This window comes from Cupriavidus sp. LA-1 (genome assembly GCF_055385985.1).
Map to the genome: position 1 here is coordinate 2,003,649 of NZ_AP031388.1, position 12,009 is coordinate 2,015,657.

The following is a 12,009-nucleotide window of genomic DNA, read 5'->3' on the forward strand; positions in this document are numbered from 1 at the left end:
AGCAGTGGCGAGCAGGCTGTGGAGGCTTGCGCGGAAGCCCGCTTCGGTCGGCTGCGGTCTTTGGTCAGACTCCAAACAGGGGGGCCCTAGTCAATGGCAACGAGACAACGAGGAATACGGGCATCAGGTCGCCGCTGCGAAGAGGACATACGACGCGGCCATCGCGAAGGCGGACGCCACCCACCAGGAGGCACTGGCTGCATGGGAATCGCGGCGGGAGCCTACCAGGCCCAGCAGGTAGAAGAAAATCTGGCGGTCGACACCCGGTACAACGCCTATCTCGCAAAGGACCCGCAGGCAGTAGTCGGTTACACCAATGAAGTCCCGTTCGAGTCCCTTTACCCTGACTTCTTCAACCACTTCTTTGACATTGACTATGGGTCGGACACCCAGACTCTACTCGTCGAGTTCCAATTGCCCGCTCCTGACGCGCTGCCGACTCTGAAAGCCGTAAAGTATGTCGCCTCCCGGGATGACTTCCACGAGTCGCACATCAGCGAGAGGTCGTGCGCTTGGCACAGTTTTGCCTCACATCCAGCAAGTTGACGGCGAACGCGCGAACGGGTTCTTCGCTAGGAACTAAAGCTCCGTCGTGCTTTGCGTGCCCTGACGAGAACTGCCAGCAATTCGCGGGTCTGTTCCAGGACGATCGCAGATACGCGTGCGGTTTCCTCGATGCCAATGCCTTTCCAGCCGAGGGCGCTGATTACCTGCCGCCGCATCATGCGGAATACCAGCACCTGCCCGTCGATGGCGATGGTCCGGATCCTGGTTTCCTCGTCGTCTGCTGGCTTGCCAAGCAGGCGCCCGATGATGGCGGAAGTGGCCGCAAACAGCCTGCGGTTCAAGCCTTTGTCGATCACGTCGAAGGCTGCCTCTGGGCCAAGACCGGCGCGCTCACGCGCCATGAACATGCGCCAGTGGCTTGCTTCCGGCCAATCATAGACAAAGGAAGCAAAGCGCGCCTGGATGGCCAGGTAAGCGTCCGCGAGCATCGGGTCGCTGGCCTTCGGGTCAGCGCTCACGTGCTCTGCATTCGTTACCGCGTCATCCAGGTGCTCCCAGACTCGGGCCACGAATAATTCAATGCAGGCCAGGTAGACCCCTTCCTTGCCATCGAAGTAGTACTGCAAGGCAGGGGCGTTGACGCCGGCCTCCCTGGCGATATCGCGGGTCGAGGCACCGTCGTAGCCACGTTCGCCGAACAGGCGCAGTGCCGCATCGACGATGCGCGCACGCGTTTCTTCTCCGCACTGGTAGCCGCCTTCGGCTGCTGGGCGGTGTCTTGCCATGAATTGGGGCCTCCTGATGGCTGGATGTTGCGTGCCTGGCGCGATTCGCATTGTGGCGCAAGACACGCACGGGATATAAATATACCAGTTGACACAATTATTCCAACTGGAATAATTCCGACTCGGAACCTGAGAGCCTTTATGTCCACCAACGCCCCCGCAGCCGACTCGCTCGGCAATACGCCGCTTCACGGTGACGCTGCCGCAATTTCCCCAAAGGTCAAGCGTGTCAGCCGCCGCACCATCCTGCTGGGCGCACTGGCAGTGCTGATCATCGCTGCTGCCGCCTGGGGTGTGCGTTGGTGGCTGTTCGATCGCTTTATTGAGTCGACCGACGATGCGTATCTGCAGGCTGACAGTGTGATCGTGGCGCCCAAAGTGGGCGGCTACGTGGCCGAGGTGCTCGTGCGCGACAACCAGGTGGTGGAGGTTGGCCAGCCGCTGGCCAGGCTCGATGCGCGCCAGTACCAGGCGGCGGCCGACGAGGCGCAAGCCACGGTCACCGCGCGCCAGGCCGACGTGGCCCGTTCCGAGGCCGAACTGGTGCAACAAAAAGCCAATATTGCCCAGGCCCAGGCCGAGGTGACCGGCGCACAGGCCAACGTCCGCTACGCCGCCTCGCAAGTGGAACGCTATGCCCCGCTGGTCAAGACCGGCGCCGAGACCGAGGAACGCACCGCCGAGTTGCGCAACGCCCAGACCCGTGCCGCCACGGCGCTGGCCGCCAACGAGGCGGCGCTGCGCGCGGCGCAGGTGCAGACCGGCACGCTGCAGGCCAAGCTCGAGCAGGCGCGCGCGCAACTGTTGGTGGCGCTGGCGGCCGCCCGGCGCGCCCAGATCGACCTGCAGGACACTGTGGTGCGCAGCACGCTGGCAGGTCGCGTGGCCGACCGCGCGGTGCGCGTGGGCCAGTTCGCCCAGCCGGGCACACGCCTGCTCACGGTAGTGCCGGTGCAGGACCTGTATCTGACCGCGAACTTCAAGGAAACCCAGGTCGGCCATATGCGGCCGGGCCAGCCGGTCACCATCCACGTGGATGCCCTGCCTGATGGTGACCTGTACGGCAAGGTGGAAAGCATGGCGCCGGGGACTGGCGCCCAGTTCGCCTTGCTGCCGCCGCAGAATGCCACCGGCAACTTTACCAAGATCGTGCAACGGGTGCCGGTGCGCATCCATGTGGATATCATCCCGGACAATGCACGTCCGGCGCTGGTGCCGGGCCTGTCCGTGACGGTCGACGTGGATACGCGCAAGCCCGACACGCGGAGCGCCAACGCTTCGGCCGGAGCGGCACGTGGCTGAGGCCGCCGCGCAGGCTGTTGGCGGCACGAAGCGCGCTGCGCTGGCGGCGCAGCCCGATGCCTCCGCGGCGGACTGGATTGCGGTGGCGGCCGGCTCGCTTGGCGCCTTGCTGGCCACCCTCGACATCTCCATCACTAATTCCGCGCTGCCCCAGATCCAGGGGCAGATCGGCGCGGCGGGCACCGAGGGCACATGGATCTCCACGGGCTACCTGATGTCCGAAATTGTCATCATCCCGCTCACCGCCTGGCTGACCCGCGTGTTCGGACTGCGTCGATTCCTGATGTGGAACGCGCTGCTGTTCACGGCATTCTCGATGATGTGCGGACTCTCCCATACGCTGGCCACCATGATCATCGGGCGCATCGGGCAGGGCCTGGCCGGCGGCGCCATGATCCCCACCGCGCAGACCATCGTGCGCACCCGGCTGCCCAGGCACCAGTTGCCCATCGGCATGTCGGCTTTCGGGCTGATCGTGCTGCTGGGGCCGTTGCTAGGTCCCGTAATCGGCGGGTGGCTGGCCGAGAATGTGGACTGGCGCTGGTGCTTCTTCGTCAATCTGCCGGTCAGCGCCGTGCTGGTGTCGCTGCTGTACTTCGGGCTCAAGCCGGACCGCGCCGACTTCCACGAGTTCGTCAATGCCGACTGGCTGGGCATCGTCGGCCTCGCCATCGGCCTGAGTTCACTGACTGTGGTGCTGGAGGAGGGGCAGCGCGAGCGCTGGTTTGAATCGTCCATGATCGTCTGGCTGTCGATGCTCTCCGCCTGCGGCCTCCTGATGATGCTGGCGGGCCAGTTCACCGCCAGGAGGCCCATCGTGCGGCTGCGTCTGCTGCTCAATAAAAGCTACGCCAGCGTGATCCTGATCGTCACCACGGTGGGGGCCGGTATCTATGGCATTTCCTACCTGCTGCCGCAGTTCCTGGCCACGATTGCGGGCTATAACGCCGAGCAAGCCGGCGGCATCATGCTGCTGTCTGGCCTGCCGGCCTTCCTGATGATGCCTGTCCTGCCGCGCATCCTTGGCAAGTTCGACATCCGGCTGCTGGTGGTGGCGGGGCTGCTGTGCTTTTTTGGCAGCTGCGTGCTGGACATTGCATTAACTGCCAACAGCGTGGGCCACGATTTCGTGGGCTCGCAGATCTTGCGCGGCTTCGGCCAGATCCTGGCGATGATGCCACTCAACCAGGCCTCGATGGCGGCCGTGGCCACGCACGAGGCCGGCGACGCTGCCGGACTCTACAACATGGCGCGCAATCTCGGCGGCTCCATTGGCCTGGCGCTGCTTGGCACCCTCATCGACCGCCGCAATGCCTACCACGATGCGGTGATCCGCGAGTCGGTGACAGCCAACAGCCCGATCGGGCAGGACCACCTGGCCTCCAGCGCGGCGGGCTTCTTCGCCCAGCACGGGGACCTGGTCCACGCCAAGATGCAGGCCATGGGCCAACTGGCTGCCACCATCGCGCGGGAGGCCGCCGTCATGACGTTCTCCGAAGCGTTCTACGCGCTCGGCGTGGCGCTGCTGTTGTGCATTCCCCTGGCGCTGCTGCTCAAGACGCCTGCGCCGGGCGCTCCCGTCTCTTCCGGTCACTGATCCATGATGTTCTGCTTTCGATCCTCCCCGGCGGCGTGCCGGGAGTTGACCCCGGTGCTGCTCGTGGCAGTGGTCGCGCTCGGTGTGGCCGGCTGCACCGTCGGCCCTGACTACCACGGTGCGCCGGACGTGGCTGGCGTTATCAGCCAAACTGCCTACCCGCATGCCCCTGCCGGCATGGATGCGCATGCGCCGCAGGACGCCGACTGGTGGCATGCGCTCGGCGATAGCCAGCTCAACGCTCTGATCGAAACGGCGCTCGCCGACAGTCCGGACATCCGTATTGCGCAGGCACGCGTCCGGCAAGCCCGTGCAGGGCTGCGTGGCGCGCAAGCCAGCGCATTGCCCAAGGTCAGCGCCGATGCTGCCATGCTGCGCACGCGTTCGCCCGATTTGTCCGCCCTTTCCGGCGGCGCTGCAGGCGGCGGTCGCGGGCCGTTATCGTTGTACATCGCCAGTTTCGACGCCAGTTGGGAGATCGACCTGTTTGGCGGCACTCGTCGTGCCATCGAAGCGGCATCAGCGGAAGCCGACGCTGTCCAGGAAGACCTGGCCGATGCGCATGTTCAGCTCGCCGCCGAAATCGCGCAGACCTACGTCAGCCTGCGCGAGCAGCAATCTCGCCTGGAGCACTTGCACGATGCGGAAAAGATTGAAGCCGACATGCTCGACCTGACCGAGCAGCGCCGTGGTAGGGGCGTGGCTTCCGAGCTGGAGGTCGAACGACTGCGTACACAGCTTGATGGCACGCGATCGCAGTTGGCGCCGGTCGAGGCCAAAATTACCGAATTACTGGATGATTTGGCTGTGCTGACCGGACGCGGCCCTGGCGCGCTGGATGCCGAGTTGCAGACCACCAGAGCGATGCCGGGAATCCCGGAAACGATTGCGGTCGGCGACCCTGCGGTGCTGCTCAAGTCTCGCCCGGACATCCGCGCGGCCGAACGCCGGCTGGCCTCGCAAAACGCCCAGATCGGCGTACACAAGGCCGACTGGTTTCCCAAGCTGTCGCTGCTGGGTTCGCTCGGCTTTAGTGCCACGGATCCAGGCCATCTGGCGCGCAAGCAAAACGGCACCTGGCTCACGCTGCCTCGTCTGCAGTGGAACATCCTTGATTTCGGCCGCGTCGCGGCGGGCATCGAGGGCGCCGAAGCAGGGCGCGACGAGGCCCAGGCCAGGTACGAAAGCATAGTGCTCAAGGCATTGCGTGACGCCGACGTTGCGCTCTCGCGCTATGGGCACCAGCGTGAGAACGTTATCGTCCTGCGCCGAAGAGAAGCCTCAGCCGAGCATGCCGCCGATTTGACGCGCCAGCGTTACCGCGCGGGCACGGCCACCATGCTCGAATGGCTGGATGCCGAACGCACCCGCGTTCTGGCCCAGCAGGACAGGATCTCTGGCGATGCCGGCCTGGTGGAGGACTTTGTTTCGCTGCAGAAGTCCTTGGGTTTGGGCTGGCGTCACGCGGGATAGCGGGTGTTGAGGTTCAGGGATGGTGCGAGCGCTGCTCACCATATGCGCGAGCAATCACAAATGCAAAACCCTCTGATTTCTATGCCCATTTCGTCCGCAAGTACGCTTTTCAACAGTTGCTGAAAGGCAACGCCAGGCTATGGACGCTCTGCATTCGTGAGACTACGTCGAACTGGCCAAAAAAAAGCGGCGGGCGAAACGCCCCACTGGGACGTTGTTTCGCGCTGAAAAACCACGCTCGCATGAATGATGAGCGCGGCTCGCACGAATGACGATCTTCAACAAATGTGTCTGGTCACCACTGCTGGCAGAACGCGCAGCCGTAAAACCGAGCTTACATTAATGCCGGCAATGGTGATTTCACGATAATGAAATGTGTGCCAAGAACGTGAGCATCGGCTGAACGGATGTTCGCGATGCTTTACTGAAGATGAGGGACGGCCCCTCGAAGTCGGCTTGCAGGAGCGGGCTTCAAACCGCCACAAGCTGCGTGGGTAAAGAGCCTTCGTGGTGAGCGTTGTTGGAAAAGTCGGGGGGAATCCCGGCAGGTGGGAGTCAAAGAGACGAACGCGAGTGAACCGCTGATGACGTGTCGTAATCGTGATAATCGATGTCAAAACCGGGGGGATTTCATGTTCCGGGACAAGTTTGGGCGATGCCTGCTGACGGCCCACTCGGCATCCGGCATATAGGCGGCGTGACTTTGACTCAGGCTTCAGTAAGGAACTTGGGAACCTGTCGTCCCGATGCGAAGGGAGAAATCCAAGCGGAAGGCCTCCGCAAGGATGAGAGTACCGATGCGGGGCACAGGGGCGGAGACGTCCGTAGTAGGGTTGAAGGTCCTGTAATGGGGCTGGACCGAAGGGGCGTCATCGTCTGGCTTTGTGCTGCGGGCAACCCGCAAGGGGAGGACCCGCATGGATAAAGCAAAACCGTTTTGTATTTCCAAACGTGAGGTGTGGGAAGCATATAAGCAGGTGAAGGCCAACCGTGGGGCGGCGGGCGTGGATGGACAGTCGATGAAGGAATTCGAGGCGGATTTGAAGAACAATCTGTATCGGATCTGGAATCGGATGTCCTCCGGCAGCTACATGCCGCCGCCGGTGCTGCGGGTTGACATACCCAAAGCGGGAGGTGCGGGAACGAGGCCGTTAGGAATACCAACGATCTCCGATCGCATCGCCCAGACGGTGGTCAAACGATATCTGGAGCCGCTCGTGGAACCGGTATTTCACAGCGACTCATACGGGTATCGCCCCGGACGATCGGCGCATCAAGCGCTGAGCGTCACCCGGCAGCGATGCTGGGAGTACGAGTGGGTGCTCGACCTCGATATCAAGAATTTCTTCGGTAGTATCGATTGGGAACTCATGATGCGCGCGGTGCGCTGCCATACAGACTGCGCGTGGGTGCTGCTGTACATCGAGCGCTGGCTCAAAGCACCTGTACAAATGCCCGACGGGGCCGTGGAGTACCCGGACAAGGGCACGCCGCAAGGCGGTGTCGTCAGTCCGGTGCTGGCTAACCTGTTCCTCCACTATGCGTTCGACCGGTGGATGCAGAAGCATCACCCAGACGTACCATTCGAGCGTTATGCCGATGATGCCATCTGTCATTGCAAGAGCGAAGCGCAGGCGCGGCTGCTCAAGCAGGGGCTAGAGACGCGGCTGGCCGAATGCAAGCTGGATTTGCATCCAGAGAAGACCAAAATCGTGTATTGCAAGCAGGCCAACAGGCATGCGAGCTATCCGCTATGCCAGTTCGACTTCCTGGGCTATACGTTCAGGCCGCGAAGTGTCAGAAATCGGGTGGGCAAGCTGTCGGTTGGCTTCGTACCTGCAGTCAGCAACAAGGCTGCGAAAGCGATGCGGCAGGAGATGCGTCGCCGTAGTGTGTTGCACCGCTATGACCTGAGTCTAACTGAGTTGGCGGACCGAACGCGTCCGACTTTGCGGGGTTGGATTCAGTACTACGGTCGATTTTATCGGACTGCGCTGGCGCAGGTACTGCTTGCGGTCGATGCCGCGCTAGTCCGCTGGGCCCAACGGAAATACAAACACCTCCACGGTCGGAAGGTGCGTGCAGCGGCATGGCTGAAAGACGTCAAGTCTCGACAGCCAGGCATATTTGCGCACTGGGCCATGGAGAGCACGGTTGGACGATAGGAGCCGGATGAGCCGAGAGGTTCATGTCCGGATCTGTGAGGGCGTGAGGGTGCGATTCCCTTGCGCTACTCGACAATCTGCTGTCCTGCTATTTCTCCGTGCCCAGCCGATCCGGTGCCGCTCCTGCGTGGCTTGATGCCGCGCATCCCTCCTCGCTGTGCAAATGTTGCCGATCATTAGTTCGGCCAATGGTGGCCGCTAAATCGTAAGCGCTCAATAGGCGACGTCTGGTATTGAAGGCTGAACGTTGACAGGCTTGCGTCCGCAAAGACTTTGCGGACGCAAACATGATGATCCAAGATGAGATTGACCTCTTTCCGCTGCGGGCTGTGCGAGTTCGCTCTATTGGGAAGCGCGACCACGAGCCAGCGGCCAAGCGGCGTCTAATTGCGTTGTGCCTTCAATCGGGAGCATCGGTGTCTGGTATGGCACTCAAGGCCGGCATCAACGCTAACCAGTTGCCCAGTGTTGGCCAATTGTGGCAGATTGGAAACCTTGGTGCGTTTCCGGCGTTGACCAATACTGGCTGGCTTCTGTTCCCTCCGATGGACGAGCTGGCACTGGGCCGCCTCGCGCGGCTTACTCATGTTGGTATCCCAAGGTTGGAGGCGCTTCAAACGCCAACAGCGTGGGTGTCAGCCCGAGATCGTCTCCCATACTGCTTCGACTGCCTTGTTCTGAATCCCGTCGACGTTTTCTCGCCTCGCTGGAAGCAGGATTGGCTAGATCCGCACACGGCCGCCTGCCAAGTCCCTGGCCATAGACTGAATGCGCTCGCGCCATGCACGCTACGCATCTGCCGCAACCTCACTGCGCTGCTCCATGAGATTGGAAAGCGGGCAGCGCAAGGGTAGGTAAAAGCGCCAAAATTTCGGCATTGGCGGAAATTGTGGCCGCCATTGGCTGCAACACATTGAGCCTGTTTGCCGCGTTGAACACGACCACCGGAGAAGTGCTGGGCAAGACCGTGGCGCGCCATACCAGCGAACAGTTTGTGGCGTTTCTGACCGATATCGTGGGCCATCAGCCCGATGATCAGGGGATCCACGTGATCTGTGACAACGTGAGCAGCCAAAAGACGTCGCGCGTCCAGGAATTCCTGCGGGCTCATCGGCACGTGCACATGCACTTCACGCCCACCTACTCGTCGTGGCTGAACCAGGTGGAGAATTGGTTCTCCCGTATCCAGCGTCGCGCAATTAGCCGCGGTACCTTTACTTCCGTGAAGGACCTGGACCGGAAGCTGATGCGCTATATCCGTCCTAGTCCGGTCGCCATCGCAGGCGGGTGAGCTCGTCCGGCCAGGACGAGGCTGGCGGGCTCGCCCACGTTTGTCAACAGCCAGAAGAATGTTGGTAGTGGGGCGGGGGAGACGACGGCAAGGTCCTCCACGCGAGGTTGCCGTCGTCATAGAAATTGCGGAAGACCCGGTTTTCCTTCGTTCCACGGCAGGGACGACTGCGACCTCCTGCTTCTTCCCCCAATGACCCAGCGACGTAGATGAATCGTCCCAATCCTGCTGCGGATGGCCGCGCTTCCTGGGCTGATATTCCTATTGGAATTCTTAATAGTTCGGGGAAAAAACTTGCTTGTCCTTGTTAGATGGCCGTCTTAGAGTGCCTGCCAGCGTGAGGCTCGGCATCCAGACAGATCGGCCCGGCTAAGACAGGAGACAAGCATGAAGAAGATCAGTATCGCCCATGATCGATCTGATCGGCGGGCGGCGATCGGCCATGGGGAGTGTGCGCGCGAAGTCAGATGCAGAGGCCGTCGCGAGCTCATCAAGGCCACAGGGGCGATTGGGGTTCTGGCCGCCACGGGTGCCTACGCCGGACCGGCACGGCCATCACGGGCAGTGACCGTGGTATCCCCTTATAACCCCGGAGGCTCCAACGATATTGTGGCGCGTCTGCTTGCCGACCGCCTGACGCGACTGCTAGGGCAAAGTTTTATTGTGGAGAACCCCCCGGGTGCTGCGGGCGTGATTGGCGCCAACAGCGTGATGCGCGCAAAGCCCGACGGCAATGTGTTGATGCTCGCCAACAATGGGTCATTGATCGTGCAGTCGGTGCTGAAGGACCCGAGCCCTTTTGATCCGCACACGGCTTTCACACCGATCATTCGCCTGGTTGAGGCGGCGCAGTTCATCAGTGTGAGTTCGGATCTGAACGTCAAGTCCGTTGGAGAGTTGATCGAGTTGGCTCGTCGTCGGCCGGGGAAGCTCAACTACAGTTCCGCGGGTGTCGGGTCGTTTGGTCAGTTCCTCATGGAGTACCTGAAGCAGGTCGCCAGGATCGACCTGGTACACGTGCCATCCAAGGGTAGCGCGGCAGCCATGATGGAGTTGATGGCGGGGAGAATTCAGGCCCTGATCGATCCGATTGTCCTCAGTCAGATCCAGGGCCCCAGAATCAGGGTCCTGGCCACAGTCAATCGCGAGCGGTTCCCGTTGCATCGCAATATTCCAACAATCGTGGAATCCGGCGGACCAGAGATCGACATCGTGGGATGGTTCGGCCTGTTCGGCCCGGCAGGAATTGCGCTGCCAGTCACGCAAAAGCTCGAGGTGGCGGCGAAGGAAGCAATGGGAGATCCTGAGGTCCGGAAGACATTGGCCAATGCCGGTCTGACCCCCGCGTTGCTTGACAGCAAGGCATTCTCAAACAGTATCGCCGCAGAGCAGCGTCGCTATATCCGGATCCGCGATCAGGCAGGAATGGCAGTCAACGCATAACGCCTGACAGCTGGCAGCCCATGTATTCATCCACATTTTATGGGTGGAATTAATTTCCATGATTCGACGAGCATAATTTTTGTTCGTTCGCAATGAACTTGATTCAATCCATTTTCATTCGGATCGGCATTGCATCTGCAATATTTTATCGTGCCGACAAACATAATAAATCTGGGGGGAAAACGATGCGAGCGAGGCTTTCGCAGCTATGCATGCTGTTGGCGCTGACACCCTGTACGAATGCGCAGTCGTCAGTCCAGCTGTACGGGGTGGTTGACGTTGGTACAACGTATAACAGTGACGCCGGCGCTGGCAGTCAGGTCCGCGTAAATTCGGGGAATTTGTCCGGCTCCCGGTTCGGCATGCGTGGCAAGGAGGACTTGGGTGGCGGCCTGGGGACTGTGTTTGCGCTGGAAAGCGGCTTTGCGGCGGACACCGGCGTGTCGCAGCAGGGTAGCCGCTTGTTCGGGCGCCAGGCCTTTGTGGGACTGAGCGATGCTCGGTGGGGCACGCTCACGGTAGGCCGCCAGTATCCTGTTTTCGCCTTCCCCGTTGGTGGCGAAACAGCCGCGTTGCGGTACGGCACGTCGATCATGGTGCACCCACTCGACCTGGACTTCGTGGCGGGCACCATGCGCTTCAACAATGCACTGAACTATGAAAGCGCCGTCTTCGGTGGTCTTGCCGTTCGTGGCCAGTACGCGCTCGGGGAAGTCGCAGGTGATCCTGGCAACAACAGGGCATGGTCGCTGGGCGCCGGCTTCGAACGAAGCGGGCTGCGCATCAACCTTGGCTATGCCGGTCTCGATCGCCCAGCCACTGCGAGCAATCCCGGCGGAGCCGTGTCGGGCGACTACCAAACGGTCCTGCCCCTGTGGCTGCGCCAGTTTGATGCCAATAGCGCAGGGCGTTCCACGCCCTCGTCTGCCAGCGTCGGAATCGGGCGCCAACGCACCGGTGCGATGAGCGTCGTGTATGACCATGATACCTGGCGCCTTGGTCTGGTGGCCACGCGAACAACGTTGGACCGGCTTTCGATCAGCGGGGCTGCAAATAGTGCTCTAAACACTTCGGCGGGTTTACTCAGGCAGACCGTGGTCGAGCCGGCGCGCGTCAAGGTAGATGTCGCCTCATTCATGCAGCCAAACGCTGGTTTTCCGCGCCTGGCTTGATACGGGTGGGCACGGCAATCTCGCGCTCGGGGTTGAGCGTGACCGTCCCGATTGGCGACCAATCTCGCGTGTGGCGTGACCAGCGACGCGGGTTGCTCTCTCGGGCCTTGGCGTACAGCTCATGGCGCGCGGCGAGAATCTTTTCATCTTGTCCGGCGTGGCGCTGTGCCGGACTCACATAGCGGATGCCGCTGTGTCGATGCTCGTGGTTGTACCAGTGGACGAAGCCCCCCGCGGCAGAATAGATGTCGCCCCGATAGAATTTGAACCCTGG

The 12,009-nt window shown here is 61.6% G+C and carries 8 protein-coding genes and 2 pseudogenes; 8 read left to right on the plus strand and 2 right to left on the minus strand.

Features of this window, described 5'->3' with window-relative positions:
* Positions 1 to 201 precede the first annotated feature (201 nt).
* Complete coding sequence (locus tag ACZ5MJ_RS28235) at positions 202 to 546, plus strand: hypothetical protein (RefSeq protein WP_464224241.1); 345 nt, start codon at positions 202 to 204, stop codon at positions 544 to 546.
* A gap of 26 nt (positions 547 to 572) precedes the next feature.
* On the opposite strand, the gene ACZ5MJ_RS28240 is transcribed toward ACZ5MJ_RS28235, so the two are convergent.
* Positions 573 to 1,343 (minus strand): DUF1956 domain-containing protein, encoded by a 771-nt coding sequence (locus ACZ5MJ_RS28240; protein WP_464224242.1) that lies wholly within the window; start codon positions 1,341 to 1,343, stop codon positions 573 to 575.
* A 90-nt stretch (positions 1,344 to 1,433) separates the two neighbouring features.
* Here ACZ5MJ_RS28240 and ACZ5MJ_RS28245 point away from each other — a divergent pair, with 90 nt between their 5' ends.
* The 7 genes and pseudogenes from ACZ5MJ_RS28245 to ACZ5MJ_RS28275 all read left to right on the plus strand — a co-directional run bounded on the left by ACZ5MJ_RS28245 (position 1,434) and on the right by ACZ5MJ_RS28275 (position 11,735).
* Complete coding sequence (locus ACZ5MJ_RS28245) at positions 1,434 to 2,594, plus strand: HlyD family secretion protein (protein ID WP_464224244.1); 1,161 nt, start codon at positions 1,434 to 1,436, stop codon at positions 2,592 to 2,594.
* Positions 2,587 to 4,191, plus strand: coding sequence for an MDR family MFS transporter (locus tag ACZ5MJ_RS28250; RefSeq protein ID WP_464224245.1), 1,605 nt, complete (start codon positions 2,587 to 2,589; stop codon positions 4,189 to 4,191). The genes ACZ5MJ_RS28245 and ACZ5MJ_RS28250 overlap by 8 nt, the downstream gene beginning before the upstream one ends.
* Positions 4,192 to 4,197: 6 nt before the next feature.
* Complete coding sequence (locus ACZ5MJ_RS28255; RefSeq protein WP_464226630.1) at positions 4,198 to 5,664, plus strand: efflux transporter outer membrane subunit; 1,467 nt, start codon at positions 4,198 to 4,200, stop codon at positions 5,662 to 5,664.
* Between the two features lie 917 nt (positions 5,665 to 6,581).
* Positions 6,582 to 7,829 (plus strand): group II intron reverse transcriptase/maturase, encoded by a 1,248-nt coding sequence (ltrA, locus tag ACZ5MJ_RS28260; protein ID WP_464224246.1) that lies wholly within the window; start codon positions 6,582 to 6,584, stop codon positions 7,827 to 7,829.
* A 910-nt stretch (positions 7,830 to 8,739) separates the two neighbouring features.
* Positions 8,740 to 9,120: pseudogene (locus ACZ5MJ_RS28265) on the plus strand (IS630 family transposase); the annotation flags it as partial.
* A 387-nt stretch (positions 9,121 to 9,507) separates the two neighbouring features.
* Positions 9,508 to 10,563 carry a Bug family tripartite tricarboxylate transporter substrate binding protein gene (locus tag ACZ5MJ_RS28270; protein WP_464224247.1) on the plus strand — a complete coding sequence of 352 codons (1,056 nt, stop codon included), beginning with the start codon at positions 9,508 to 9,510 and terminating at the stop codon, positions 10,561 to 10,563.
* Positions 10,564 to 10,655: 92 nt separating this feature from the next.
* Positions 10,656 to 11,735, plus strand: a complete 1,080-nt coding sequence (locus ACZ5MJ_RS28275; protein ID WP_464224248.1) for a porin — start codon at positions 10,656 to 10,658, stop codon at positions 11,733 to 11,735.
* Here the strand turns inward: ACZ5MJ_RS28275 and ACZ5MJ_RS28280 are convergent.
* A pseudogene (locus ACZ5MJ_RS28280) lies at positions 11,698 to 11,961 on the minus strand (hypothetical protein); the annotation flags it as partial. The gene ACZ5MJ_RS28275 and the pseudogene ACZ5MJ_RS28280 overlap by 38 nt on opposite strands.
* Positions 11,962 to 12,009 lie beyond the last annotated feature (48 nt).